We start from the raw sequence: 25,329 nt of genomic DNA, 5'->3' as shown, positions 1-25,329 counted from the left end.
AGATGACCACCCGCCTGTCGATCTTCCCCCTGCCCGGCGCGATCCTATTTCCCGGATTGCACCTGCCGCTGCACGTCTTCGAGCCGCGTTACCGGGCCCTGGTCGGCGATGCGCTGGCCCGGGACCGGCGCATCGCCATGATCCAGCCACAGCGCGCCGGCGACGACGCGCCGCTTTACGACGTCGGCTGTGTCGGCAAGATCGAGGAAGTTGAAGCGCTCGACGATGGGCGCTACAACATCGTGCTCTCGGGTGAGGCACGCTTCCGCAAGCTGCGCGAGCTCGATGTAGCCACCCCCTTCCGCCAGATCGAGGCCGAGCTGCTTCCCGAGGACGAGCACGCCGCCCTTGCGAGCATCGAGCGCGCGAGCTTCGAGCAGGAAGCGCGCCGCTTTGCCGAGGCGCAGGGCTATCTGGTCGATTGGGATTCGATCGCCCGCCTCGACGACCGGACCCTGATCGACGGAGTCAGCCAGATTGCTCCTTTCGACGCGGCCGCGAAGCAGGCGCTGCTCGAGACGCCGTCGCTGTCCGAACGCTGCGAACTGCTCGTCCAACTGATGCAGTTCTTCGGCCACGGTGATCCCGAAGAAGGACGGGTGACTTTGCAGTAGGACTAAAGGCCGAAGCTCGCCTTTAACCCGTCGATCACGTACTGGGCCGCCAGTGCGGCGAGCAGCACGCCGAGAAGACGGGTGATGACCGCCTCCACCCGCGCGCCGAACAGGCGCATCAGCGGGCTGGCCGCGATAAGCGCGAGCAGGGTCAGCACCAAGACCACCACCAACGCAGCGAGTACCGCCAGCGTGGCTTCCACCCCATGCGCCTTGGCGGTCAGGAGCATGATCGATGCGATCGCGCCGGGGCCAGCCAGCATGGGCATCGCCATCGGGAAGACGGAGACGTCCTCGACCTCCGTACCTTCGTGTTCGGCGGCGACCTTCTCGGCCCGCTGCTCGCGCCGCTGGGTCCGCTTTTCAAACACCATGTCGAGCGCGATCAGGAACAGCATCAGCCCGCCCGCGATGCGAAAGCTATCAAGCTCGATATGCAGCGCGCCGAGCAGATCCTCGCCGAACAGGGCGAACACGATCAGGATGGCGCCCGCGATGAAACATGCCCGCCACGCCATCGAGCGCGACTGCGACGGTGTCGCGCCCTTGGTGAGCCCGGCGTAAATCGGCGCGCAGCCCGGGGGATCGATGACCACGAACAAGGTCACGAATGCGGAGAGGAACAGTTCGATCATCGGTGCTTCAGCAGCTTGTCACCGCGCCGTTTCCAGGCGCGGGCGGCGTTGCGGAGCTGCGGCGGAAAACTTCTTCAACGACCCCATCCTGCAAGGTGCTGACCACGAGCGTGCGGCTGCAGTCCGCTCGCAACTCCGTCGCCCAGGCGAGGGTTCCGTCATTCGATCGGCCCGAGCTCCACGTTTCGGCGCGGCGGGCTTTGGGCTGGCGCTGGGTGCGGCCGAGGCTGCCCGCCGGACAGTCGGCCACGCGAGCGGGGATCATCTCGGGTGCGGAATAGCCGTCTTCAAGGTCGAAGCCCTGGTCGAGCACCCAGCGGTACTCCCCGCCGTTCTGACGCTGCCAGATGGTCGCGAAACGGGAGCGTTTGCCGCCTGGATGGGTGGCCGGGCCGGACGACAAGGCAAAGCTGCCGTCACAGCTGATCCAGACCTGATCGGGCTCCCACACGATCGGTTGGGCCGGATCGGGCACCCGCTTGAGCGCCGTTTGCACGTTTTCCCACCGAGGACTGGGCCACTGCGCGTCTCCGGTCGCGAAATCGCGGAAGGCGGTCCAGGTCCCTTTTTCCCGCGCTGCGCGGGCAAACGCCAGTTCGGTTGCGATCACGTCGCTGGGTCTGGCCCGCGATGCAAGTTCCCGGCCTCCTGCACCTGCGGGGGTCGCGCAAGAGGACAGGGCAAGCGATGCAACGGCGACAAGGGAGAACCGGATCATCGCTCCAGCCTAGCCACCGGGCAGGCCAATGCCAACCAAACCCGCTAGATCGAGTCTTTCCCAAGGGGAATGTCGGCGTTTGCGTAGGCCGCCACGATGGCATTGCGCAGCAGGACCGCGATGGTGGTCGCCCCGACCCCGCCGGGAACCGGAGTGATCGCCCCGACGTGATCGAGCGCCTCCTCGAAAGCGACGTCGCCCACGAGCCGCCCCTTTTCCTCCCCTTCGCGCGGGGGCAGCCGATTGATCCCCCCGTCGAGCACGATGGCGCCCGGCTTGAGCCAGTCCCCGCGAATGAACTCCGGCTGCCCGATCGCGGCTACCACGATATCGGCGCGGCGAAGGACTTCGGGCAGGTTGCGCGTGCGGCTGTGCGCCATCGTAACCGTGCAGTTGGCCGCCAGCAGCAACTGCGCCATCGGCTTGCCGAACAGGATCGAGCGGCCGACTACCACCGCGTCGAGCCCCGACAGATCGCCCAGCCTCTGGCGCAGGATCATCAGGCAGCCGAGGGGCGTGCAGCTGACCGGAGCGTCCATTCCCAGCACCAGACGCCCGGCGTTGACCGGGGTAATCCCGTCCACGTCCTTGTCGGGATCGATCGCGGCGATGACTGTCTTTTCGTCGAGATGCTTTGGCAGGGGGAGCTGGGTTAGAATTCCGTCCACCGTGGGATCTTCGTTCAGCCGCTGGATCAGCGCGATGAGGGTGTCCTGGTCGGTATCGGCTGGCAAGCGGTGTTCGAAGCTGGCCATTCCAGCTGCGAGCGTCGCCTTGCCCTTGGCCGCCACGTAGACCTGGCTGGCGGCATCCTGGCCCACCAGAACCACAGCCAGACCCGCCCTGCGGCCGGCGCGCTTCTCGAACTCTGCGGCCAGGGTCCCGACCTTGGCGCGCAAGTCGGCCGCAAAGGCCTTTCCGTCGATGATCTCGGCTGACATCAGACCGGCCGCACGCTTTCGAGGACGATGATGATCGCATAGATCAAGAGCAGCAGCACCATCGGCGAGAAGTCGATTGCCCCGGTGTCGGGGAGCAGCCGGCGGATTGGACGCAGCACGGGCTCGAACAGGCGGGCGATGGCGTCGTGGACCGCGACGAAGAAGGTGTTGTCGCGTCCGATCACATTGAAGCTGAACAGCAGGCCGATGATAAACCAGATGATGACGAGCATGTTCGCCGTGTTGGCGATCATGATGAAGATCTGGATCAGGGCGTCCATCGAATGCTCTTTTGCAGGAAGTGTCAGGCCATGCCGCTCTAGCCGCGACAGCCCAGGCGTATCAACTGCCTAATACGGCTTCGTCAGGCAGCACTGTTCGCCCGGATCAGCGTCCCCGCGCCGCTGGCGGTGAAAAACTCGAGCAGCATGGCATGGGGAACACGCCCATCGAGAACGACCGCCGCCTCGCAACCCGCTTCTACCGCGTGGACGCAGGTTTCGAGCTTGGGGATCATCCCCCCCGAGATGGTTCCATCGTCGCGCAACCTCGCGATATCGGCGGGGGTCAGGTCGGTCAGCAGCGTTCCGTCCTTTGCGAGAACGCCCGGTACGTCGGTCAGCAGAAAGAGCCGCGCGGCCCCAAGCGCAGCCGCGATCGCCCCGGCCATGGTATCGGCGTTGATGTTGTAGGTATGACCGTCATCGCCCGCGCCGATCGGGGCGATGACCGGGATCATTCCCGCGGTCACGGCGGTGTGGATGAGCGTGGTGTCGACCCGCGCCGGCTCTCCGACGAAACCCAGGTCCACCGCTTGCTCGATATTGCTCCCGGGATCCTTGATGGTCCGCTCGACCTTGGTCGCGGTGACCAGACCGCCATCCTTGCCCGACACGCCTATGGCCTTCCCGCCCGCTTGCGCGATCCAGCCGACCAGTTCCTTGTTGATCGCTCCCGACAGGACCATCTCGGCAACTTCGGCGGTGGCCTTGTCGGTCACGCGCAGCCCATCGACAAAAGTGCTCTCGACCCCCAGCTTTTTCAGCATCGCGCCGATCTGCGGGCCGCCGCCGTGCACCACCACCGGGTTGATCCCGACTGCCTTCAGGAGAACGATGTCCTCTGCAAAATCGCGCGCCGCGGCCGGATCGCCCATTGCGTGGCCGCCGTATTTCACCACGAAGGTGCAACCGGCATAGCGCTGCAGGTAGGGTAGCGCCTCGATCAGCACCTCGGCCTTGGCGAGCATCGCCGAAGTCTCGCCTGCTTGCGTTTGGCCGGTCATCGATCGTTCCTCGGGAGGGCAGCTTGCGAGGGCGCTTAGCCGCTCGGACCGCCAAGGGGAAGCATATCGCAAGAGGACTTCATGCTTCGCCGATGGCCCGATTGCGGCACTGCCAGAGCCTTCTTCTCTCATCTGAATTGGGGATATTGCCGGGCGCAGCGGGGCGCACTAGAGCCCCCCAATCCAAAACAAGAAATTGGGTCGCAAGTGCTGGAAGATTTCAGGCAACGCCTAGAGGCGGCCTATGACGCTTGGAGCGCAAGCCGAGGAACCACGCCCGCGCATTTCTTCGACCTGATGGACGAGGCAATCGAGTTTCACTCCGTCCTCGAACGGGAATTTCCGGCAGATCCCCTGAGCGGACCCTTCAGCGGCAAGGCGGCGGTCATTCGCTACTGGACGGCCCTGGCGGAAAGCTGGGAAATGCTTTAGAGCCGCACCGATTCATTCATCGGCGAAGGCGACAAGCTGGTGTGGATGGGACGCGTTCATTGGCGCCATCGCCGGACCCTGCGAACGCTCGAGACTCCCAAGATGGATATCTGGACGTTGTGGCAGGGCCGTGCGATCCGATACTTCGAAATGATCGACAGCGCCTCCTATGCTCGCGCGACCGGGCTGCCGGCCGCCGCTGCCCTGGGCGATTAACCGCTTCGCAAGCCCGAAGTGACATATCGGCAGTCGCGGGCACGCTTCAGCCGCGACCCTGCCTGGATGCGGCCGTGCCCGATGAAGGAGACGCACGATGGCGCAAGCCGGATGCGACCAACCGCGCGGTGAGCGGCGGGATACGCGCGAAAGTGCGGATCGTCGCGCTTGTGACCGACGTGCCGCCCAGATTGACCTCGATCATGAGGACCGCCGCCAATCCGATCGCCGCTCCGGCGTCGAGCGCCGAAGCTTCTAAGAGTCGCCGGCGCAGCTCCGCGTTATTGCGAGAACAGCAGCACGCTGTGACCCGCGCCCGAAATCAGCACCCCGTTTGAAGGGGTGCGGCCGATCTCCGTCGCCGTGTCCAGCGCGCGTTCGACGTCGGATAGCCGCGCCGGAAGCCCCGGAAGGCAGGGCGGGGTCTCGCCCTGAGCGCCGGGGATCGGACGGAAGGAAATGGATTTCCCCTCGATGTTGTAGCGGCGGGTTCGCTGCGCGCACCGCGGCTCCCACCACATCTCGCTCTCGTTCGCGCTGAGCGCGATGCCGTAGGCCTCGTCCAGGGGTGCACCGTCTATCCCGGCTACGCGCCACTCCCCCGCGAGGGTTTCGACCGCACCCGGCGCGGGAATTTGCGCGGGATCGGATTTGGCCGCCGTGCCGGTGGAAGATGGCTGCGCGATGTCCGTCGCCCCGGGCCGGGCAGCCGGCGGGTCGGGCTGTACCTTGCAGGCCACGAGTACAAGAAGCGGTGCGACGGCCAGGGGGAATCGGGGGTGCATTCCCGTATCGTGCCACTCCGGACCCAAAAGAAAAGCCCCGCCGGATCGTATCCGGCGGGGCCAAACTTCGGCTCAAAAGCAGGCGATTACTCGCCTTCGCTCTCAGCCTCGATCGGAGCTTCGTCGCTCTGCAGCAGGTAGTCACCCGCATCGGCGTCGGTGCCGTGGGTTTCCCCTTCCATCACCGCGAGCGGATCGTCGCCGATCGCCGCTTCAACGCCCTGCTCCAGCTCGGCCGCATGCTCTTCGGCGGCGCTGTTCGCCATGATGATGTGCTCCTGCGCCTTCTGCCAGGCAGCGCGCAGAGCCGCGTCACGGCTGTTGGCCGCGATGCGCATGCGGTTCATGCCCGCGCCGGTGCCCGCCGGGATGAGGCGGCCGACGATGACGTTCTCCTTCAGACCGATCAGCGAGTCCTTCTTCCCTTCGACCGCCGCCTGCGTGAGCACGCGGGTGGTTTCCTGGAACGAGGCCGCCGAAATGAACGAACGGGTCTGCAGCGAAGCCTTGGTGATGCCGAGCAGCACCGGATTACCCGCCGCCGGCTTCTTGCCCTTGGCGAGCTTGCCGTTGATCTCGTCCATCTCGGCCCGGTCGACCTGTTCGCCCGGCAGCAGCACGGTGTCGCCGCCGTCGGTGATCTCGACCTTCTGCAGCATCTGGCGAACGATCACCTCGATGTGCTTGTCGTTGATCTTCACGCCCTGGAGTCGATAGACTTCCTGAATCTCGTCGACCAGATACTCGGCCAGCGCCTCCACGCCCATCACCTCGAGGATGTCGTGCGGGTTCGGCGAGCCCGAGATGAGCGTGTCGCCCTTCTTGACGAAGTCGCCTTCCTGAACGTCGATCACCTTGGTCTTGGGGATCAGGTATTCCACCGGCTCGCCCTCTTCCGGCACGATCGCGATCTTGCGCTTGGCCTTGTAGTCGCGAACGAACTCGATCCGGCCGCTGATCTTGGCGATCACCGACACGTCCTTGGGCATGCGGGCCTCGAACAGCTCGGCCACCCGCGGCAGACCGCCGGTGATGTCACGGGTCTTGGCGGCCTCACGCGAAGCACGGGCAAGGATGTCGCCCGCGGCGACTTCCTGACCGTCCTCCACCGACAGCGAGGTGCCTGGGGCGAGCATGTAGCGCGCCGCCTCGGTCTCGTCGCCGGCTTCGTTGAGCAGCGTGAGGCGAGGACGCAGGTCGTCGCGCTTCTTGCGGCTTGACGCGCGAAGCTCGGTGACCACGCGCTGGGCGATGCCGGTGGCGTCGTCGACGCGTTCTTCCATCGTCGTGCCGTCGATCAGGTCCTGGAAGCGGACGATACCCGACTGCTCGGTGATGATCGGCAGCGAGAACGGATCCCACTCGGCCAAGCGTTCGCCTTCCTTCACCTGGTCCCCGTGGTTGTGGATCAGCACCGTACCGTATGGCACCTTGTGAATTTCGCGCTCGCGGCCTTCGGCGTCGATCACCACGATCTCGCCGTTGCGGGCGAGGCTGAGGATGCGGTTCCGCTTGTCGACGATCGTCGGCATGTCGCGGTATTCCACCCGACCGTCCGAGATCGCCTCGAGGTGCGAGGTCTCGTTGACCTGCGCCGCGCCACCGATGTGGAACGTCCGCATGGTCAGCTGCGTGCCCGGCTCACCGATCGACTGGGCGGCGATCACGCCGACCGCCTCGCCGATGTTGACCGGCGTACCGCGGGCAAGGTCGCGCCCGTAGCAGGTGCCGCAAACCCCCTGGTCCGCCTCGCAGATCAGCGGCGATCGGATCTTGGCCGACTGCACTTCCGCAGCCTCGATCGCGGCGACCATGGCCTCGTCGAGCAGCGTGCCCGCCTTGACGATGACTTCGCCGGTCTTGGCGTTGACCAGGTCTTCCGCGGTGGTGCGGCCGAGGATGCGCTCGCTAAGCGAAGCGATCACCGAACCGCCCTGCACGATCGCGCGCATTTCGAGCGCGTTCTCGGTGCCGCAGTCGTCCTGCACGATCACGCAGTCCTGCGACACGTCGACCAGGCGGCGGGTCAGGTAACCCGAGTTCGCCGTCTTGAGCGCGGTGTCCGCAAGGCCCTTGCGGGCGCCGTGGGTCGAGTTGAAGTACTCAAGAACCGTCAGGCCTTCCTTGAAGTTCGAGATGATCGGAGTCTCGATGATCTCGCCCGAAGGCTTGGCCATCAGGCCGCGCATGCCGGCAAGCTGCTTCATCTGCGCCGGCGAACCGCGGGCGCCCGAGTGGCTCATCATGTAGATCGAGTTGATCGGCTTCTCGCGGCCGCTCTCGTCCTTCGGACGGGCACGGATCTCGTCCATCATGGCGTTCGCCACCGTGTCGCCGCAACGGCTCCACGCGTCGATCACCTTGTTGTACTTTTCCTGCTGGGTGATCAGGCCGTCCTGGTACTGCTGCTCGTAGTCGGCCACCAGCGCCTTGGTCTCCTCGATCAACCCTTCCTTGGCGTCGGGAATGATCATGTCGTCCTTGCCGAAGCTGATGCCGGCCTTGAACGCGTTGCGGAAGCCCAGCGCCATGATGGCGTCGGCGAACAGCACCGTGTCCTTCTGGCCGGTGTGACGATAGACCTGGTCGATGACGTCGCCGATCTCCTTCTTGGTGAGGAGGCGGTTGACGACCTCGAACGGCACGGTGTGCCGCTTGGGCAGGCATTCGCCGATCAGCATGCGACCCGGCGTGGTCTCGACGCGGAGCATGTACTCCTTGCCGTTCTCGTCGGTTTGCGGGACGCGGCTGACGATCTTGGAGTGCAGCGTGACGGCGCCGACGTGAAGCGCCTGGTGCACTTCGGCCATGTCGGCCAGCAGCATCCCCTCGCCCGGCTCGCCTTCGCGATCCATCGACAGGTAATACAGACCCAGCACCATGTCCTGCGAAGGCACGATGATCGGCTTGCCGTTGGCGGGCGACAGGATGTTGTTCGTGCTCATCATCAGCACGCGTGCTTCCAGCTGGGCCTCGAGGCTCAGCGGAACGTGCACCGCCATCTGGTCGCCATCGAAGTCGGCGTTGAACGCGGCGCAGACCAGCGGGTGAAGCTGGATCGCCTTGCCTTCGATGAGCACCGGCTCGAACGCCTGGATGCCGAGACGGTGAAGGGTCGGCGCGCGGTTGAGGAGGACCGGGTGTTCGCGGATGACTTCATCCAGGATGTCCCAGACTTCCTTGCGCTCCTTCTCGACCCACTTCTTCGCCTGCTTGAGGGTCATCGAGAGACCCTTGGCATCGAGGCGGGCGTAGATGAACGGCTTGAAAAGCTCGAGCGCCATCTTCTTCGGCAGGCCGCACTGGTGCAGCTTGAGCTCCGGACCGGTCACGATGACCGAGCGGCCGGAGTAGTCGACGCGCTTGCCGAGCAGATTCTGGCGGAAGCGGCCCTGCTTGCCCTTGAGCATGTCGGACAGCGACTTGAGCGGACGCTTGTTTGCGCCGGTGATCACGCGGCCGCGGCGACCGTTGTCGAACAGCGCATCTACCGCTTCCTGCAACATGCGCTTTTCGTTGCGGACGATGATGTCGGGCGCGCGCAGCTCGATCAGGCGCTTCAGGCGGTTGTTGCGGTTGATCACGCGCCGGTAGAGATCGTTGAGATCCGAGGTCGCGAAACGGCCACCGTCGAGCGGCACCAGCGGGCGCAGCTCGGGCGGGATGACCGGGATCACCTCAAGGATCATCCACTCGGGCTTGTTGCCCGAATCGATGAAGCTCTCGACGACCTTCAGGCGCTTGATGATCTTCTTGGGCTTGAGGGTGGACTTGGTGGTCTCGAGCTCTTCGAGCAGCGCGTCGCGCTCGCCCTCGAGGTCCAGGTCCATCAGCATCGTCTTGACCGCCGAAGCGCCGATGTCGGCACTGAAGGCATCCTCGCCATACTCGTCCTGCGCGTCGAGCAGTTCGTCCTCGGTGAGGAGCTGGAACTTCTCGAGCGGAGTGAGACCCGGCTCGGTGACGATGTAGGCTTCGAAGTACAGCACGCGCTCGAGCTGCTTCAACTGCATGTCGAGCAGCAGGCCGATGCGCGAAGGCAGCGACTTCAGGAACCAGATGTGCGCGACCGGGGCGGCCAGCTCGATGTGGCCCATGCGCTCGCGCCGGACCTTGGTCACGGTCACCTCGACGCCGCACTTTTCGCAGACGACGCCCTTGTACTTCATGCGCTTGTACTTGCCGCACAGGCACTCGTAGTCCTTCACCGGACCGAAGATGCGCGCGCAGAACAGGCCGTCACGCTCGGGCTTGAACGTGCGGTAGTTGATGGTTTCGGGCTTCTTGATTTCGCCGAACGACCACGAGCGGATACGCTCGGGCGAGGCGATCCCGATCTGGATCTGGTCGAACGTCTCGGGCTTGGCGAGCTGATTGGTGAATTTCGAAAGTTCGTTCATGGTTCTCGTCCCTTACGGGTGAATTCTGGTGCGCTGCGGGTGGAAGGGGCGGGATTGCCCGCCCCGCTCCTTATTCCGCCGCCTCGGCAAGGCCGGCGCCGTCTTCGGCCTCGTCGAGCGAGGAGAGCTCGACGTTGAGACCGAGGCTGCGCATTTCCTTGACCAGCACGTTGAAGCTTTCCGGGATGCCGGCTTCGAAGGTGTCGTCGCCCTTGACGATCGCTTCGTAGACCTTCTGGCGGCCGACCACGTCGTCCGACTTGACGGTGAGCATCTCCTGCAGCGTGTACGCAGCGCCGTAGGCCTGAAGCGCCCAGACCTCCATCTCGCCGAAGCGCTGGCCGCCGAACTGCGCCTTGCCGCCCAGAGGCTGCTGGGTGACGAGGCTGTAGGGCCCGATCGAACGCGCGTGGATCTTGTCGTCCACGAGGTGGTGCAGCTTCAACATGTAGATGTAGCCGACGGTCACCTTGCGGTCGAACGCCTCGCCCGTGCGGCCATCGAACAGCGTGACCTGGCCCGAAGTCGGTAGTCCCGCTTTCTCGAGCATCGCGGAGACGTCAGCCTCGCGCGCGCCGTCGAACACCGGGGTACCCATCGGAACCCCGTCCTTAAGCGTGCCGGCCATCTCGACGATGTCTTCCGCCGAGCGGCTCTCGAGTTCGGCGTGATACTGCTCGCCGTAGACTTCCTTCAGCTTCTCCACGACCGCGGTCGGCGCGGCGGCCGCCTTGGGATCGGGGTTCGCCTCGCGCCACTTCTCGAGCTCGGCGGTCACCTGCTGGCCAAGGCCGCGGGCGGCCAGACCGAGGTGGGTCTCGAAAATCTGCCCGACGTTCATGCGCGAAGGCACGCCCAGCGGATTGAGCACGATGTCGACCGGGGTGCCGTCTTCCATGAACGGCATGTCCTCGGCCGGCAGGATGCGCGAAATGACACCCTTGTTGCCGTGGCGCCCGGCCATCTTGTCGCCCGGCTGCAGCTTGCGCTTCACCGCGACGAAGACCTTGACCATCTTGAGCACGCCTGGAGCGAGCTCGTCGCCGCGCTCGAGCTTTTCCTTCCGATCCTCGAACCGGTCGTCGATGACCTTCACGGCTTCGTCGTACTGGGTCTTCACCGCTTCGATCTGCGCCTGGCGCGCGTCGTCGGCGACGGCGAACTTGAACCACTCGAAGCGGTCGACGCCTTCCAGCATCTCGTCGGTGATCGTCTCGCCCTTCTTGACGCCCTTGGGAGTCGCGCTGGCGACCTGGCCGACGAGCATTTCGCGCAGGCGGTTATAGGTCGCCCGGTTGAGGATCGCGCGTTCGTCCTGGCTGTCCTTGCGCAGCTGCTCGATCTCTTCGTTCTGGATCGCGCGGGTACGGTCGTCGATCTCGATGCCGTGCCGGTTGAAGACGCGCACGTCGACGATGGTGCCCGACACGCCCGGCGGCAGGCGGAGCGAGGTGTCGCGCACGTCGCTCGCCTTTTCGCCGAAGATCGCGCGGAGGAGCTTCTCCTCCGGCGTCATCGGGCTTTCGCCCTTCGGCGTGATCTTGCCGACCAGGATGTCGCCCGGGTGCACTTCGGCTCCGATGTAGACGATGCCCGCCTCGTCGAGGTTCCGGAGGGCTTCCTCACCCACGTTCGGGATGTCGCGGGTGATGTCCTCGGGCCCGAGCTTGGTGTCGCGGGCCATCACTTCGAAGTCGTCGATGTGGATCGAGGTGAACACGTCGTCCTTGACGATGCGTTCGGAGATCAGGATCGAGTCCTCGTAGTTGTAGCCGTTCCACGGCATGAACGCGACGAGGCTGTTGCGGCCCAGCGCCAACTCGCCGAACTCGGTCGACGGACCGTCCGCGATGATGTCGCCGGCCTCGACCGTCTCGCCCACCTTCACCAGGGGGCGCTGGTTGATGCAGGTAGACTGGTTCGAACGCTCGAACTTCTGCAGGCGATAGATGTCGACGCCCGACTGGCCTGGCTCGACGTCACCGACCGCGCGGATCACGATGCGAGTGGCGTCCACCTGGTCGACGATACCGCCGCGGGTGGCCGAGATCGCCGCGCCCGAGTCCCGGGCCACGGTCTCTTCCATGCCGGTGCCCACGAACGGAGCCTCGGCGCGGATCAGCGGCACCGCCTGGCGCTGCATGTTCGATCCCATCAACGCGCGGTTGGCGTCGTCGTTTTCGAGGAACGGGATCAGCGACGCGGCGACCGAGACGAGCTGCTTGGGCGAAACGTCCATCAGCGTGATCTGGTCGTTGGGCAGCATCACGAACTCGCCCGCCTGGCGGGCCGAGACGAGGTCCTCGACGAACGAGCCGTCCTCGTTGGTTTCGGCCGAGGCCTGCGCCACGGCGTGCTTCTGTTCTTCCATCGCCGAGAGGTACACGACCTCGCTGGTCACCTTGCCGTCGATGACCTTGCGGTACGGGGTTTCAATGAAGCCGTACTTGTTGACACGAGCGAAAGTCGACAGCGAGTTGATCAGGCCGATGTTCGGGCCTTCCGGCGTCTCGATCGGGCAGATGCGGCCATAGTGCGTCGGGTGGACGTCGCGCACTTCGAAGCCGGCGCGCTCACGGGTGAGACCGCCCGGCCCGAGCGCCGACACGCGGCGCTTGTGGGTGACTTCGGAGAGCGGGTTGGTCTGGTCCATGAACTGCGAGAGCTGCGAGGAACCGAAGAACTCGCGCACCGCGGCCACAGCGGGCTTGGCGTTGATCAGGTCGTTCGGCATCACCGTCGACACATCGACCGAGCTCATCCGCTCCTTCACCGCGCGCTCCATGCGCAGCAGGCCGACACGGTATTGGTTCTCGAGCAGCTCGCCAACCGAGCGGACACGGCGATTGCCGAGGTTGTCGATATCGTCGACCTCGCCCTTGCCGTCCTTGAGGCCGACCAGCTCCTTGACCACCGCGAGGATGTCTTCCTTGCGCAGCGTGGTGACGGTGTCCTCGGCATCGAGGCCGAGACGCATGTTGAGCTTTACGCGGCCGACGGCCGACAGGTCATAACGCTCGGAATCGAAGAACAGGCCTTCGAACAGCGCCTCGGCGGTTTCCTTGGTCGGCGGCTCGCCGGGACGCATGACCTTGTAGATCGCCTCCAGGCCCTCGTCACGGTTCTCGGCCTTGTCGACCTTCATCGTGTTGCGGATCCACGGGCCGGTGTTGATGTCGTCGATGTCGAGCAGCTCGAGCTGCGACACACCGGCCTTGTCGAGCGCCTCGAGATTCTCGGGGCCGACTTCGTCGCCCGCCTCGATCCAGATGCGACCGGTGGATTCGTCGATCATGTCCTTGGCGGCGAAGTGACCGAAGATTTCCTCGGTCGGAATCAGCAGCTCGGCCAGGCCGTCCTTGGCCGCCTTGTTCGCCGCGCGGGGGCTGATCTTCTGGCCGGCGGGGAATACTTCCTCACCGGTGCTGGCGTCGACCAGCGCGAAAGCGGGCTTTGCGCCGCGCCAGGCGTCGGCGACGAAGGGGATCTTCCAGCCATCGCCCTGCTTGCCGGACACGCGCTGCCAGGTGACGGTCTCGTAGAAGTGATCGAGGATCGCCTCGTCGTCGAGGCCGAGCGCGTAAAGCAGCGAGGTGACCGGCAGCTTGCGCTTGCGGTCGATACGGACGTTGACGATGTCCTTGGCATCGAATTCGAAATCGAGCCACGAGCCGCGGTAAGGGATCACGCGGGCGGCAAACAGCAGCTTGCCCGAGGAATGGGTCTTGCCGCGGTCATGGTCGAACAGCACACCCGGCGAACGGTGCATCTGCGAGACGATCACGCGCTCGGTGCCATTGATGACGAACGTGCCGTTGTGCGTCATCAGGGGCATGTCGCCCATGTAGACGTCCTGTTCCTTGATATCCAAAACCGAGCGGGTCTCGGTCTCGGTGTCGACCTCGAACACTATCAGGCGCAGCGTCACCTTCATCGGCGCTGCATACGTAATGCCCCGCTGACGGCACTCGGTGATGTCGTACTTGGGATCCTCAAGCTCGTAATGGACGAAATCGAGCTCGGCGGTGCCGGCGAAGTCGCGGATCGGGAATACCGAACGCAGGGTCTTTTCCAGGCCGGAGACATAGCCGGTGCTCTTGTCCGAGCGCAGGAACTGCTCGTACGATTCGCGCTGAACCTCGATCAGGTTCGGCATTTTCACGACTTCGTGGATGTCCCCGAAGATACGACGGATGCGCTTCTTCGCGGTGCCAGTCTGTGAATTGCGAGTCGGAGCCGGAGCTTTCGCCTTGGTCGCCATGGAGGAGAGTTCGCCCTAGTCTAGCGCCGCCGGTGGGCGGCTGTTTCAAATCCCGCGCGGGCGGGAAATCGGGACGCGAAAAACCCGCAGCTTCAGGCACACCGATCCCGGTGGCAGCTGCAGGTGCGTCGCGATTATGGAAACGCCGCTTCCATCCTGGGCCCGATTCCCGCGCATGAACCGGACCGTGCTCGAAGCGAACGGTCGGACGGCCATATAGGGAGACGCTACCCGCAAGTCAAACCTCTCGCAGCCGCCCGCGTCTTCGGGCGGCAGGCGGGCGGCGGCAATCTCTCCGGCTTCCAGTGCCTTATCGATTTTCAATATTATTGATTGACGATATGCGAACAATGCCTTATCGATTATCGGCATCATTCATATCGGAGATCGACAAATGCCCCGTACCCGAACCTCGCTCGTTGCTGCGCTCGCTGCAGTTTTTCTCACCTCGGTCGCGTTCCAGCAGGCGCTCACCGTCCCGGTTGCCCCGCCCTACCCGGGCACCGCGGTCATCGCCTGACCGGACCGTCAGGGAGTACGACCGATGGCCTCTTCATTCCGCACCGATCCGTTGCTCGCCACTGCGCGCACGTTTCTTTCGTTCATCATCACGCTCGTCATCATCGCGATGGCCGGTGTTGCCCTGGCAATCCCGGCGGTGGTCATCTGGCGCGGCGCGATCATCGCCACATTGGTCGAGCAGAACGGGGCCGTAGCGCATCCGGGCGCGCTGATCCTGTCGTTCGTCGCCATCCTCGCGCTCGGACTGGCGATCCTGTTCTGCGGGTACCGGATGTTCCTGCTCCTCCGCCGGATCGTCGATAGCGTGGCGGAGGGGGATCCGTTTGTGCCGGAAAATGCCGAGCGGCTGCGCGCGATGGGATGGCTCGCCATCGCCGGGCAATTGATCGGGGTGCCGGCGGCAATTATCGGCGGGTGGATCGCCTTCACCGTCAAGAACGTGGATTTCGACTTCGGGATTTCCCTCGGCGGACTGCTGCTGGCACTCACTCTCTTTATCCTGGCCCGGGTATTCCAGCAGGGCGCGGCGATGCGTAACGACCTGGAAGGGACCGTGTGATGCCTGCCGAGGAAGGAACCAGCATAGCGGTCACGCTCGACGACCTTCTCCACGCGCGCCGCATGACGCTGACCGAACTGGCGGAACGGGTCGGGCTCACGCTCGCGAACCTCTCCATCCTCAAGACCGGCAAGGCGCGGGCAATCCGCTTCTCCACGCTCGAGGCCATCTGCCGCGAACTGGGCTGCCAGCCAGGGGATCTCCTCGCCTACCGGCCGGAAAGCTGATGCCCCCCTTCGGGAACCTCGCGCAATTATGGCGATTTAGTGGCGACCAATATAGGATGATATCGATGAAGAAGCTTGCCCTGATCGTCGCCCTTCCCCTCGCCCTCGGTCTTTCCGCCTGCGGCGACAGCACTCCCGATGCCGCGGAAGGCACCGAGACCGATGCCGCGGCAGCGACGACGACCGACGATGCCATGGCGACCGACACCAGCGCGGTCGGCCCGACCGACACCACGCCTGGCGCTGCAGCCACCGACACGATGGGCGCAAAGGCGCTCGACACCACCGCCGAGAACCTCGAGGAACAGGCCGACAAGGTCGAATCCACCAACGAGGCAGAGGCTGATCGCCTGGAAGCGCAGGCAAAGAACCTTCAGGAAAAGCGCGACGCGCAGGACTGACCGTCCCGCCAATCAGGCCGGCGACTTGACTCGCCGGCGCTTTCCTCTAGAGGCCCGCCCCGTCCGGCGGGCCTCTTTGCATATGCACCGAGTCTTTCCGGGCGTCCGTCCGAGACAGCTGGCGTTCCTTCGGGAGCTTAATCTCCAGCCTAGGCGGGGAAACGAGATTTCACGCGGGCCGCCCCTCCGGGCACGCCCGCTTCGCGCCTCGCAGCGCACTCCTTCCCCTTCGAATGGACCGGCTACGGCGCATCCGCGTCCGTGGCGACGTGAGCCGATCGCACGGGGTTCTTGCCCCGCGCGGTCATGAGTGAAGGAGCAAGCATGGATCGTTCGCAGAAAGCCGAATCGGTCGCATCGCTCAACGCGGTCTTCAACGAAGTTGGCGTGGTGGTCGTCACCCGCAACCTCGGCATGACGGTGGGACAGTCCACCGCCCTGCGCACGAAGATGCGGGACGCGAACGCGACCTACAAGGTGGCGAAGAACAGTCTGGCCAGCATCGCCCTGAACGACACCCCCTACAAGGGCCTCGAGGATCTCCTCGAAGGTCCGACGGGCCTCGCCTGGTCGTCCGACCCGGTGGCGGCGGCCAAGGCCGTGGTGGACTTCGCCAAGACCAACGACAAACTCGAAATCGTCGGTGGATCGATGGGCGGGCAGTTGCTCGACGAAGCCGGGATCAAGGCGCTCGCCGCCCTCCCCAGCCTCGACGAGCTGCGGGCCAAGCTCGTGGGCCTGGTCAACGCACCTGCCACCAAGGTGGTGCAGCTGGTCAACGCCCCCGCGAGCAAGCTCGCCCGTGTCTTCGGGGCCTATGCGGCCAAGGACGCGGCGTAAGCGGTTTTTCCCAACGCAAACAATTCGGGGCAGTCTCGCCCCACATCAAATCTGGAGTGAAACACCATGGCCGATATTGCCAAGCTGGTTGAAGACCTTTCGAAGCTGACCGTCCTCGAGGCGGCCGATCTTGCCAAGGCGCTTGAAGAAGCGTGGGGCGTGTCCGCTGCCGCCGCCGTCGCGGTTGCTGCGCCCGCCGGTGGCGGCGACGCCGGGCCGGCTGCCGAAGAGCAGACCGAGTTCGACGTTATCCTCACGGGCGACGGCGGCAAGAAGATCCAGGTCATCAAGGAAGTCCGTGCCATCACCGGCCTGGGCCTGACCGAAGCCAAGACCCTCGTCGAGAGCGCCCCGAAGGCGATCAAGGAAGGCGTCAACAAGGCCGAGGCCGACGACATCAAGTCGAAGATCGAAGCCGCTGGCGGCACCGTCGAACTCAAGTAAGCCTCGCGCTGCTTGACAGACAAGATCGAGGGCGGCTCCGCGAGGGGCCGCCCTTTTCTTTTGCCTCAGCGCCTGAGGATGGCCAGCCGCACGAGGCGCCAGGCAACCGTGACCGTGGCCGAAGCAGAGGCGCCGATTGCGACGCCGGCGGCTACGTCGCTCGGGTAATGTGCGCAGCCCGGGATCCGGCCCAGCGAAACCGCCCCCGCGAGTGCATGTGCCGTCATCGAATGGTCTGGGTAGACTGCGGCGAAAGCGCGCGCACCGGCGGTTGCTCCGGCAGCATGGCCCGACGGGAAGCTAGACTTCTCCTTGCGCATGTCCTTGCCCTTGTGAGGCCGCTTGTCCCCGCCTCCCGCGCTTCGCGGCCGCGAGCGGATGACCCGCTCCTTTACCGCGCGCTTGATCGTGGTCGCCACTTCGTGGGCAGCCAGCATCCTGACCCCCGCACCAATCATCCGCACATCCCGGCGCACCAGCCCGGCAGCGACCACTCCCCCGGCAATGAGCCGCATCTGCGCCTGGTCTCCCAGCTGGCTGAACCAGTCGATCGCCCTTACCGGGGCGCTGCAGCGATAAGGCATAAGCGCCTTACGCGCCTTCCTGTCGAAGGAGAAGGCAGCGGTTTCGAGAGGCGGAGAATGAGAAGTCATCGCCGGAACAACCGGCACCGGCAGACTAGGTGCCCGGGCTTGCCGTTTCTCCGGAACCGGCAGAGATTCAGCTCGTTAGCGCTTTCGATGAGCATTCTGGGGCTGATACTCTTCGCGCAGGCGGCCGCGCCAGGCGCTGCGACCAGTCCCCCCGATATCGAAATCCGCGCCCGCGCAGACATCAAGTCGCTCGAAATCCACTCCGGAGGCAAAGCCGAGCTGGCCCTGCATGCCCATCCGGGTGAAGCGCCGCCGGTCGAGATCACCCGCTCGCTTCCGACCGGACGCAAGACCTATCGCAACCTGCGCATCGACCTGCGCGGCATTGCGCGCCTGACGGCGCCCGAACCGATCATCGCTATCAAGAACGATACAGGGGATCCATGATGAACCGCCTACTTCTCGCCGGAGCCGCCGTTGCTGCCGCCGCCGTCGTTTCGGTGCCTGCACACGCGCAGGGCCGCAGCCAACCGGCTCAAGGTTCGGCGCAGAGTCCTGCGGTCGCCTATCTCGCTTCGGTGCCCGCCGACCAGCAGCCCGACGTGGTGCTCGACGTGCCGAACCTGTCGGTGGACGAGATCACGCTGAAGGTGGACAACCTTCAGGTCCACGTCGCGCTGGATGCGCAACTCGCCAGCCTGCTCAAGCTGACCGCCGGTGCCGACGCATCGATCGACCAGGTCGATCTTTCCATCAAGGGGGTGAAAGCGCAGGCGGCGCTTATCATCCGGCTCGACAACGTGCGCGCGATTATCGAGCGCACCCTGCAAACGCTCGATAACAACCCGCAGATCATCACCCAGCTCACCGGCACGGTCGACAATGCGGTCGGCGTGGTCGGTTCCGTCGCCAACAACACCGTGTCGACGGTCGGCAACCTGACCCAGTCCGTGCTGCGTTCGGGCGCCGTGCTGGATCTTGCCCGGAGCGGGCTCTCGGTGGTTTCGTCCACCGTCAACGCCGCAGGAGAGACCGTGCGGCGGGTCCGTGCCAAGGATGGCATCCTTTACGAAGTGGTGACCGACACCGCCGGCAAGATCCTGCGGTCTTCGCGCATCGGCAGCTAAGGGCGGGGGCGTGTTCGCTCACGCTTGATTGCAGGTGAAACCGGGTGCAGGGGCGCGGGCCATGTCCGCCCCTTCGCCGATCGATCGCAAGCCCCTCCGCCTCGCCTATCGTCAGGAGGAGGCGGGCTGCGTTGCCGAACGCATTCGCCAGGCTGCCCCTGCTCAAGCCGTTCACGGCGAGGCGGCGGCGATCGCAGGGCGGCTGATCCAGGGCGCGCGGGCGCGCAAGGCGAGCGGGCTCGACGCATTCCTGCAGACTTATGGCCTCGCGACGGAGGAAGGCATCGCGCTGATGTGCCTTGCCGAGGCGCTTCTCCGCGTCCCTGACACCCGCACTGCCGACGCATTGATCAAGGACAAGATCGGTGACATCGACTGGGGCGAGCATCTAGGCGAATCGAGCTCGACCTTCGTCAACGCGGCGACTTTTTCGCTGATGCTGACCGGCGAAGTGCTCGATCCGCCCGAAGCTCACCAGCGCGGCATGGGAGCGACCCTGCGCCGGGCCATGGGCCGCCTGGGCGAGCCGGTGATCCGCACCGCCACCCTGCAGGCGATGAAGATCCTCGGCGGCCAGTTCGTGTTCGGCCGCACCATCGACGAGGCGCTCAAGCGCGCCGCGCCCGAGCGCGCCAGGGGTCTGACGCACAGCTTCGACATGCTCGGCGAAGCAGCCATGACCTTCGCCGATGCCGAACGTTATCTCCGCAGCTACGAGGCCGCCATCGCCAGGCTTTCGCGCGAGACCGCGCACGGATGGGAGCGATCACCCGGCATCTCGGTCAAGCTATCGGCGCTCTACCCGCGCTACGATTTCCTCCACGCCGAGGCTGCCAAGGCCGCGCTGGTCCCCATGCTCCGCGAGCTGGCCGGAAAGGCGCGCGATGGAGGGATGCACTTCACCATCGACGCCGAGGAAGCCGAGCGGCTGGAACTGTCGATGGACATCATTGAGGCGCTGGTCGCGGACGACACGCTTTTCGAAGGAGGATGGGCCGGCTTCGGATTGGCGGTGCAGGCCTACCAGAAGCGCGCCGTGCACATGTGCGACTGGGTCGCACGCCTCGGCCGGCGCCATGGCCGGCGGCTGTTCGTCCGCCTGGTCAAGGGCGCCTACTGGGACAGCGAGATCAAGCTGAGCCAGGTCGGCGGTTACGCGGACTACCCGGTCTTTACGCGCAAGGTCGCGACCGACGTGTCCTACCTCGCCTGCGCCGCCAAGATGTTCGAGGCGGCCGACGCGATCTATCCCGCTTTCGCCACGCACAACGCCTACACGATCGGTGCGATCAAGGCGCTGTCGCAGGGCCGCCAGTTCGAGTTCCAGCGCCTCCATGGCATGGGCGAGGACGTCTACGAGGAACTGGCGAAGGAGGAGGGCAATGACCCGACGCCCGTGCGCATCTATGCACCGGTCGGCGGGCACAAGGACCTGCTCGCCTATCTCGTGCGCCGGCTGCTCGAGAACGGCGCGAACTCCAGCTTCGTCAATCGCATGGCCGATGCCGACGTGCCGGTGACCGAGCTGACGACCGATCCGGTCGCCGAGCTTGCCGCCCTCGAGCCGAAGCGTAACCCCGCCATCCCCCTTCCAGCGCAGATCTTCCCCGGACGTGCCAACAGCGCGGGCGTGGACCTGGCCGATCCGCTGGTGCGCGAACCGCTCATGACGAAACTCGCGGAGCTCGAAAGCCGCCAGTGGGAAGCCGCGCCAACCGTCCGCGGCCAGGCCGCCGGCGAGATCGCGCCAATCACCTCCCCGCACGACACCACCCGCAAGGTCGGCACGCGGCGCGATGCGACTGCCTCCGAGGTGGCCGAGGCCATCACGCGGGCGGAGGCGATCCAGCCGGGCTGGAATGCGCTTGGCGGCGAACGCCGCGCGCTCCTGCTCGAAGCCGCGGCCGACGCGTTCGAGGCGCATACCGCAGAATTCATCTCGCTGTGCCAGCGGGAGGCAGGCAAGACGCTGGTCGACAGTGTGCTCGAACTGCGCGAGGCGGTCGACTTCCTGCGCTTCTACGCCGGCGAGGCGCGGCGGCTGTTCTCCCGCCCGATCCCGCTGCCGGGACCGACCGGCGAGGAAAACCGGCTGACGCTCGCAGGACGCGGGGTGTTCGCCACCATCAGCCCGTGGAATTTCCCGCTGGCGATCTTCATCGGGCCTGCCGCGGCGGCGCTTGCGGCGGGCAACGCGGTCGTCGCCAAGCCGGCCGAGCAGACGCCGCTGATCGCTGCCCTGGCGATCCGCCTGTGTCACGAGGCGGGCATCCCGCCAGAGGCGTTGCAACTGCTGACCGGTGCGGGCGAGGTGGGGCAGCTCATCACTTCCGATCCGCGCATCGCGGGGGTCGCGTTCACCGGCTCCACCCAGACCGCGCAGGCGATCAACCGCAGTCTCGCCGCGCGCGAGGGTCCGATCGCCACGCTCGTCGCCGAGACCGGCGGCCAGAACGCCATGATCGTCGACAGTTCCGCCCTGCCCGAGCAGGTGACCCGCGACGTCGTCAACAGCGCCTTCCAGAGCGCCGGGCAGCGCTGCAGCGCGCTGCGAGTGCTCTACCTGCAGGACGAAGTGGCCGACGAAATGCTGCGGATGATCAAGGGCGGCTTCGAAGCACTAGAGATCGGCGACCCGGCGAAGCTGTCAACAGATGTTGGCCCGGTTATTGACGAGGATGCCAAGGCCGCGCTCGAACGTCACATTGCCCGGCGCAAGACCGAAGGGCTCCCGGTGTGGCGGCGCGACCTCCCTGACGTTACCGCAAACGGCTGCTTCGTCGCGCCGACCATCATCGAGATTTCCTCGATCAAGGACCTGCGGCGGGAGAATTTCGGCCCGGTGCTTCACGTCGCGCGCTTCCGTGGACAGGACCTCGAGCGGGTGATCGAGGACATCAACTCGGTCGGCTACGGGCTCACGCTGGGCCTGCACAGCCGGATCGCCGAAACGCGGCGCACGGTGGAGCGGCTGGCCCGGGTCGGCAATCTCTACGTCAACCGCAACCAGATCGGCGCGGTGGTGGAGAGCCAGCCGTTCGGCGGCGAAGGTCTGTCAGGGACGGGTCCGAAGGCCGGCGGGCCGCACTATGTCCTGCGGTTCGCGACCGAGCGGGTGGTGTGCATCGACACCACCGCGGCCGGCGGCAACGCCAGCCTGCTGGCGAGCTAGCGGACCGCCAGCCCGTCGCGCAGGAGCGCTTCGATCGCGGCAGCCACTTCGCCGGTCGGGCGGCTTTCGTCCCACACGCCGTAGCGCAGGCCGAGGAAGACGTTCATCCCCATCAGGGCCCAGGCGCGCACCTCGTTGTCGCCGGGGGTGACTTGTCCTTGCTGCACCGATTCGTCGAGCCGCGCCGCGATGCGCGCGGCGGCATCCTGGTAGTGCGCGCGGTAGCTTGCCGGATCGGCGAACTCCGCCTCGTCGATGATGCGGTAGATTTCCTTGTTCTGCCGGGCGAACACCAGGAATGCAGCCAGGATTTCGCGCTCGCGCGCCACGCCCCATACGCCAGAAGGCATCGCCTCTACCGCCGCCTCCGCGACCGACTGGCTCATGTCCCTCACGAGCGCAGAGAAGATCGCCTCCTTGCTGTCGAAGTAAGTGTAGAAGCTGCCCAGCGCAGTGCCCGCGCGGCGGGTGATCCCGCTTATCGACGCGGCGTGAAAGCCGAGTTCGCCGAACTCCTTGGCTGCCGCGTCCAGCAGCTTGCGCAACGTCGCCCGCCCACGCGCGGTGCGCGGCTCCTTGCCGGGACTGGCGGCCAAGGCCGGCTGCGGGTCTGTTGCCATCGCGCAACGATTATGACGCAGCCGGCCCGAGCGCAATGAATAAAGTTGAAAGGTGGTTCAGGTTTCAATACCAGCTCCGCCGAACAGGACCGCATGCCGACGGTCCTTCGGAGGAGAGACCATGATCTGCATGCCCATTCGCGCCAGCCACATTGCCCTTGCCGGTTCGCTGGCCCTGGCCGGCCTCGCCGTGCCGGCCGCCGCGCAGGACCTGCCCAACGATCCGTCGGCCACCACCGAGACCGACACGACCGGCGTGACCGACAGCGACGAAGGCGCGATCATCGTCACCGCCCGCCGGCGCGAGGAAAACCTCGTCGACGTGCCGATCGCGGTGACTGCCTACAGCGGCGAGTCGCTTGCCCAGGCAGGCGCGATCGACATTACCGATATCGGCCAGACCACCCCCAACACCACCCTCGAGGCGAGCCGCGGCACCAATTCGACGCTTACGGCCTTCATCCGCGGCGTCGGCCAGCAGGATCCAGTCTCCGGTTTCGAGCAGGGCGTCGGCATCTACCTCGATGATGTCTACCTCAATCGCCCGCAGGCGGCTGTGCTCGATATCTACGATGTCGAACGCATCGAAGTGCTGCGCGGCCCGCAGGGCACGCTCTACGGCCGCAACACGGTCGGCGGCGCGGTCAAGTACGTGACCCGGATGCTGCCGCAGGATCCCTCGCTCGATATCCGCGCGACGTACGGCACCTACAACCAGCTTGACGGCGTGGTCAGCGGCTCTGTCCCGGTCAACGACCTGGTGCGCGTGGGCGCCGCAGTGGCCAATCTCACCCGCGACGGGTTCGGCAAGAACCTGACCACCGGCCTCGAGAACTATGACAAGGACCTGTTCGGCGCGCGCGGGACCTTCGAGATGGGCGGCTATGGCGAGCCCGTGCTGATCCGCATTTCCGGCGACTACACCAGGGACAAGAGCAACCCGCGTGGCGGACATCGCCTGTTTCCGTCGCTGGTGTCCCATCTGCCGGTGCTGGATAACGTCTACGACAGCCGCGGCGGTCTCAACGATCCCAAGCAGGACATTGAAGCTTACGGCCTGGCGATGAACATCAGCATCGACATGTCCGATGCGCTGACGTTCCGCTCCATCAGCGCCTGGCGCAAGGATTACACGGCCACTCCGATCGACTTCGATGCACTGCCGGCGGTCGATGTGGACGTACCCGGCATTTACGCCAACGAGCAGATCAGCCAGGAACTTCAACTGCTTTACGACAAGGGTCCGCTGTCGGGCCTGCTCGGCTTCTACTACCTTGATGCAAAGGCCGACACGTTGTTCGACGTGCGCATCTTCACCACGGCGGCGGGCTTCACCGCGTTCACGGAAGCCGACGTGGACACCGAGACCTACGCTGTGTTCGGTGACGCGACCTTCGATTTCACCGACCAGCTCAGCCTGTCGCTCGGCGGCCGCTATACCTGGGATACCCGTCACGCGGACATCCTGCGGCAGAACTATCTCGGCGGAGGTTCGCCGGTATTCGGCGGCGCGGGCGTGCCGTTCGGCGCTCCGGCAACCAATTTCTCGGGCAGCCGCGAATTCAGGAAATTCACCCCGCGCGCCTCACTCAGCTTCAAGCCGACGCCGGATCACAACCTCTACGCAAGCTTCAGCCAGGGCTTCAAGGGAGGCGGCTTCGACCCGCGCGGGGTCGGCATCAACGCGCCCGATCTCGACAACAATGGCGTCCGCTCGGATGACGAAGTGGCGAAGTTCCTCAGCTTCGCGCCCGAACAGGTCGACAGCTACGAAGCCGGATACAAGGGCAACCTGATGGACGGCGCGCTGTACGTGGCGCTTGCCGGCTTCTACGCCGACTATACCGACGTGCAGATCCCCGGCTCGGTGGCCTGCAACGCGGGCGGGGTGCAGACTTTCTGCGGCATCGTCTCAAACGCGGGCAAGGCCACTTTCAAGGGCATGGAGTTCGAGACCACTGCGCGCCTCGGCCGGGATCTGATGGCCGCGGGCGACCGCCTGAGCTTCGCCGGCTCGCTCGGGTACATCGACGCGCAGTACAAGCAGTTCATCTCGAACATTGGTGGCAAGCCGACCGATGTGGCGGCCTACCGCCATGTGCAGAACACGCCCAAGTGGACTGCTAGCGGCACGCTCGCCTACTCGGCCCCGGTGGGGGCAGGCGACGTCGATTTCAGCACCACGCTTTCGTATCGCTCCAAGGTCTATCAAGCCGAGATTCCCAATATCTATCTCGACCAGCCTGGCTTCGCGCTGCTGGACGCCAACCTGGTGTACACCGCGCCTGAAAAGCGCTGGAGCATCGGCATCCACGGCCGCAACCTGACCGACAAGCACTACATCACTTCGGGGTATCCGTTCGCCTTCGCCGATCCCACGACCGGCGCCATCCCGCTGGGCACCAACGGCTACCCGCTGCCGGCATTGGGCAAGGAAGGCACGCTGACCGCGTACTACGGCAATCCGCGCCAGGTGTTCGTGACCGGCACCGTCCACTTCTGATCCAGGCTTTCGAGCCATGAGGGCGGGCGCGCGT

General features: G+C 65.4%; 23 protein-coding genes. 13 read left to right on the top strand and 10 right to left on the bottom strand.

What is annotated here, in order from left to right; translation table 11 throughout:
• Positions 1–2: 2 nt before the first annotated feature.
• Positions 3–614 (top strand): LON peptidase substrate-binding domain-containing protein, encoded by a 612-nt coding sequence (locus tag IEW58_RS00885; RefSeq protein WP_188643410.1) that lies wholly within the window; start codon positions 3–5, stop codon positions 612–614.
• A 2-nt stretch (positions 615–616) separates the two neighbouring features.
• Here IEW58_RS00885 and IEW58_RS00880 read toward each other — a convergent pair whose 3' ends face one another.
• The 5 genes from IEW58_RS00880 to argB form a co-directional block, all read right to left on the bottom strand.
• Complete coding sequence (locus IEW58_RS00880; protein ID WP_188643409.1) at positions 617–1,249, bottom strand: MarC family protein; 633 nt, start codon at positions 1,247–1,249, stop codon at positions 617–619.
• Between the two features lie 7 nt (positions 1,250–1,256).
• On the bottom strand, positions 1,257–1,859 hold the full coding sequence (locus IEW58_RS00875) for a hypothetical protein (RefSeq protein WP_188643408.1): 603 nt from the start codon (positions 1,857–1,859) through the stop codon (positions 1,257–1,259).
• Between the two features lie 152 nt (positions 1,860–2,011).
• Positions 2,012–2,908 (bottom strand): bifunctional methylenetetrahydrofolate dehydrogenase/methenyltetrahydrofolate cyclohydrolase FolD, encoded by an 897-nt coding sequence (gene folD, locus IEW58_RS00870; RefSeq protein WP_188643407.1) that lies wholly within the window; start codon positions 2,906–2,908, stop codon positions 2,012–2,014.
• Entirely contained in the window at positions 2,908–3,189 is a 282-nt protein-coding gene (locus tag IEW58_RS00865) for a YggT family protein (protein ID WP_188643406.1), read from the bottom strand. Before IEW58_RS00865 ends, folD begins: the two co-directional genes overlap by 1 nt.
• 83 nt (positions 3,190–3,272) lie before the next feature.
• Positions 3,273–4,193 carry an acetylglutamate kinase gene (gene argB / locus IEW58_RS00860; RefSeq protein ID WP_229658361.1) on the bottom strand — a complete coding sequence of 307 codons (921 nt, stop codon included), beginning with the start codon at positions 4,191–4,193 and terminating at the stop codon, positions 3,273–3,275.
• Between the two features lie 81 nt (positions 4,194–4,274).
• Here argB and IEW58_RS13780 point away from each other — a divergent pair, with 81 nt between their 5' ends.
• Together IEW58_RS13780 and IEW58_RS00850 are read left to right on the top strand one after the other, a co-directional pair.
• Positions 4,275–4,625, top strand: coding sequence for a nuclear transport factor 2 family protein (locus IEW58_RS13780; protein ID WP_229658360.1), 351 nt, complete (start codon positions 4,275–4,277; stop codon positions 4,623–4,625).
• Between the two features lie 45 nt (positions 4,626–4,670).
• Positions 4,671–4,841: a nuclear transport factor 2-like protein gene (locus IEW58_RS00850; RefSeq protein WP_188643404.1), complete on the top strand. Its 171-nt coding sequence runs from the start codon at positions 4,671–4,673 to the stop codon at positions 4,839–4,841.
• A 281-nt stretch (positions 4,842–5,122) separates the two neighbouring features.
• Here IEW58_RS00850 and IEW58_RS00845 read toward each other — a convergent pair whose 3' ends face one another.
• The 3 genes from IEW58_RS00845 to rpoB all read right to left on the bottom strand — a co-directional run bounded on the left by IEW58_RS00845 (position 5,123) and on the right by rpoB (position 14,287).
• Positions 5,123–5,581, bottom strand: a complete 459-nt coding sequence (locus IEW58_RS00845) for a hypothetical protein (protein WP_188643403.1) — start codon at positions 5,579–5,581, stop codon at positions 5,123–5,125.
• A gap of 131 nt (positions 5,582–5,712) precedes the next feature.
• Positions 5,713–10,026 carry a DNA-directed RNA polymerase subunit beta' gene (rpoC, locus tag IEW58_RS00840; protein ID WP_188643402.1) on the bottom strand — a complete coding sequence of 1,438 codons (4,314 nt, stop codon included), beginning with the start codon at positions 10,024–10,026 and terminating at the stop codon, positions 5,713–5,715.
• Between the two features lie 70 nt (positions 10,027–10,096).
• On the bottom strand, positions 10,097–14,287 hold the full coding sequence (gene rpoB / locus IEW58_RS00835) for a DNA-directed RNA polymerase subunit beta (RefSeq protein WP_188643401.1): 4,191 nt from the start codon (positions 14,285–14,287) through the stop codon (positions 10,097–10,099).
• 394 nt (positions 14,288–14,681) lie between these two features.
• Between rpoB and IEW58_RS13915 the strand changes: the two genes are divergently transcribed.
• The 6 genes from IEW58_RS13915 (at position 14,682) to rplL (ending at position 17,280) form a co-directional block, all read left to right on the top strand.
• Complete coding sequence (locus tag IEW58_RS13915) at positions 14,682–14,807, top strand: hypothetical protein (protein ID WP_268237091.1); 126 nt, start codon at positions 14,682–14,684, stop codon at positions 14,805–14,807.
• A 24-nt stretch (positions 14,808–14,831) separates the two neighbouring features.
• Positions 14,832–15,368, top strand: a complete 537-nt coding sequence (locus IEW58_RS00830) for a DUF2975 domain-containing protein (RefSeq protein ID WP_188643400.1) — start codon at positions 14,832–14,834, stop codon at positions 15,366–15,368.
• Entirely contained in the window at positions 15,368–15,595 is a 228-nt protein-coding gene (locus IEW58_RS00825; protein ID WP_188643399.1) for a helix-turn-helix domain-containing protein, read from the top strand. The genes IEW58_RS00830 and IEW58_RS00825 overlap by 1 nt, the downstream gene beginning before the upstream one ends.
• A 65-nt stretch (positions 15,596–15,660) precedes the next feature.
• The gene (locus tag IEW58_RS00820; RefSeq protein WP_188643398.1) at positions 15,661–15,996 is read left to right on the top strand and encodes a hypothetical protein; all 336 of its coding nucleotides are present in this window, start codon (positions 15,661–15,663) and stop codon (positions 15,994–15,996) included.
• Positions 15,997–16,320: 324 nt separating this feature from the next.
• A complete protein-coding gene (gene rplJ / locus IEW58_RS00815; protein WP_188643397.1) occupies positions 16,321–16,836 on the top strand; it encodes a 50S ribosomal protein L10 in 516 nt (171 codons plus the stop codon).
• A gap of 66 nt (positions 16,837–16,902) precedes the next feature.
• Positions 16,903–17,280, top strand: a complete 378-nt coding sequence (gene rplL, locus IEW58_RS00810; protein WP_188643396.1) for a 50S ribosomal protein L7/L12 — start codon at positions 16,903–16,905, stop codon at positions 17,278–17,280.
• Positions 17,281–17,345: 65 nt separating this feature from the next.
• Here the strand turns inward: rplL and IEW58_RS00805 are convergent, their stop codons facing one another.
• The gene (locus tag IEW58_RS00805) at positions 17,346–17,864 is read right to left on the bottom strand and encodes a phosphatase PAP2 family protein (protein ID WP_188643395.1); all 519 of its coding nucleotides are present in this window, start codon (positions 17,862–17,864) and stop codon (positions 17,346–17,348) included.
• 156 nt (positions 17,865–18,020) lie between these two features.
• Here IEW58_RS00805 and IEW58_RS00800 point away from each other — a divergent pair, with 156 nt between their 5' ends.
• The 3 genes from IEW58_RS00800 to putA all read left to right on the top strand — a co-directional run bounded on the left by IEW58_RS00800 (position 18,021) and on the right by putA (position 22,172).
• Entirely contained in the window at positions 18,021–18,320 is a 300-nt protein-coding gene (locus tag IEW58_RS00800) for a hypothetical protein (protein WP_188643394.1), read from the top strand.
• Positions 18,320–19,000 carry a hypothetical protein gene (locus tag IEW58_RS00795; RefSeq protein ID WP_188643393.1) on the top strand — a complete coding sequence of 227 codons (681 nt, stop codon included), beginning with the start codon at positions 18,320–18,322 and terminating at the stop codon, positions 18,998–19,000. Before IEW58_RS00800 ends, IEW58_RS00795 begins: the two co-directional genes overlap by 1 nt.
• 61 nt (positions 19,001–19,061) lie before the next feature.
• Complete coding sequence (putA, locus tag IEW58_RS00790) at positions 19,062–22,172, top strand: bifunctional proline dehydrogenase/L-glutamate gamma-semialdehyde dehydrogenase PutA (protein WP_188643392.1); 3,111 nt, start codon at positions 19,062–19,064, stop codon at positions 22,170–22,172.
• On the opposite strand, the gene IEW58_RS00785 is transcribed toward putA, so the two are convergent.
• Positions 22,169–22,792: a TetR/AcrR family transcriptional regulator gene (locus tag IEW58_RS00785; protein WP_188643391.1), complete on the bottom strand. Its 624-nt coding sequence runs from the start codon at positions 22,790–22,792 to the stop codon at positions 22,169–22,171. The genes putA and IEW58_RS00785 overlap by 4 nt on opposite strands.
• 130 nt (positions 22,793–22,922) lie before the next feature.
• Between IEW58_RS00785 and IEW58_RS00780 the strand changes: the two genes are divergently transcribed.
• Positions 22,923–25,295 carry a TonB-dependent receptor gene (locus IEW58_RS00780; protein WP_188645595.1) on the top strand — a complete coding sequence of 791 codons (2,373 nt, stop codon included), beginning with the start codon at positions 22,923–22,925 and terminating at the stop codon, positions 25,293–25,295.
• The last annotated feature ends 34 nt before the right edge of the window (positions 25,296–25,329 follow it).

The organism is Tsuneonella deserti (assembly GCF_014644315.1).
Classification (GTDB): Bacteria; Pseudomonadota; Alphaproteobacteria; order Sphingomonadales; family Sphingomonadaceae; genus Tsuneonella; species Tsuneonella deserti.
Note: the sequence above shows the minus strand (reverse complement) of the source record. Positions and strands in the feature narration are given on the sequence as shown.

Excerpts from the sequence above, each read along its gene's own strand:
- rpoB (WP_188643401.1), bottom strand. The coding sequence starts at position 14,287 with ATGGCGACCAAGGCGAAAGCTCCGGCTCCGACTCGCAATTCACAGACT.
- putA (WP_188643392.1), top strand. The coding sequence starts at position 19,062 with ATGTCCGCCCCTTCGCCGATCGATCGCAAGCCCCTCCGCCTCGCCTAT.
- IEW58_RS13780 (WP_229658360.1), top strand. The coding sequence starts at position 4,275 with ATGCTTCGCCGATGGCCCGATTGCGGCACTGCCAGAGCCTTCTTCTCT.
- argB (WP_229658361.1), bottom strand. The coding sequence starts at position 4,193 with ATGACCGGCCAAACGCAAGCAGGCGAGACTTCGGCGATGCTCGCCAAG.
- IEW58_RS00795 (WP_188643393.1), top strand. The coding sequence starts at position 18,320 with ATGAACCGCCTACTTCTCGCCGGAGCCGCCGTTGCTGCCGCCGCCGTC.
- rplJ (WP_188643397.1), top strand. The coding sequence starts at position 16,321 with ATGGATCGTTCGCAGAAAGCCGAATCGGTCGCATCGCTCAACGCGGTC.
- IEW58_RS00785 (WP_188643391.1), bottom strand. The coding sequence starts at position 22,792 with ATGGCAACAGACCCGCAGCCGGCCTTGGCCGCCAGTCCCGGCAAGGAG.
- IEW58_RS00825 (WP_188643399.1), top strand. The coding sequence starts at position 15,368 with ATGCCTGCCGAGGAAGGAACCAGCATAGCGGTCACGCTCGACGACCTT.
- IEW58_RS00805 (WP_188643395.1), bottom strand. The coding sequence starts at position 17,864 with ATGCCTTATCGCTGCAGCGCCCCGGTAAGGGCGATCGACTGGTTCAGC.
- IEW58_RS00865 (WP_188643406.1), bottom strand. The coding sequence starts at position 3,189 with ATGGACGCCCTGATCCAGATCTTCATCATGATCGCCAACACGGCGAAC.
- IEW58_RS00780 (WP_188645595.1), top strand. The coding sequence starts at position 22,923 with ATGCCCATTCGCGCCAGCCACATTGCCCTTGCCGGTTCGCTGGCCCTG.
- IEW58_RS00830 (WP_188643400.1), top strand. The coding sequence starts at position 14,832 with ATGGCCTCTTCATTCCGCACCGATCCGTTGCTCGCCACTGCGCGCACG.
- IEW58_RS00885 (WP_188643410.1), top strand. The coding sequence starts at position 3 with ATGACCACCCGCCTGTCGATCTTCCCCCTGCCCGGCGCGATCCTATTT.
- IEW58_RS13915 (WP_268237091.1), top strand. The coding sequence starts at position 14,682 with ATGCCCCGTACCCGAACCTCGCTCGTTGCTGCGCTCGCTGCAGTTTTT.
- rplL (WP_188643396.1), top strand. The coding sequence starts at position 16,903 with ATGGCCGATATTGCCAAGCTGGTTGAAGACCTTTCGAAGCTGACCGTC.
- IEW58_RS00850 (WP_188643404.1), top strand. The coding sequence starts at position 4,671 with ATGGGACGCGTTCATTGGCGCCATCGCCGGACCCTGCGAACGCTCGAG.
- folD (WP_188643407.1), bottom strand. The coding sequence starts at position 2,908 with ATGTCAGCCGAGATCATCGACGGAAAGGCCTTTGCGGCCGACTTGCGC.
- rpoC (WP_188643402.1), bottom strand. The coding sequence starts at position 10,026 with ATGAACGAACTTTCGAAATTCACCAATCAGCTCGCCAAGCCCGAGACG.
- IEW58_RS00820 (WP_188643398.1), top strand. The coding sequence starts at position 15,661 with ATGAAGAAGCTTGCCCTGATCGTCGCCCTTCCCCTCGCCCTCGGTCTT.
- IEW58_RS00880 (WP_188643409.1), bottom strand. The coding sequence starts at position 1,249 with ATGATCGAACTGTTCCTCTCCGCATTCGTGACCTTGTTCGTGGTCATC.
- IEW58_RS00800 (WP_188643394.1), top strand. The coding sequence starts at position 18,021 with ATGAGCATTCTGGGGCTGATACTCTTCGCGCAGGCGGCCGCGCCAGGC.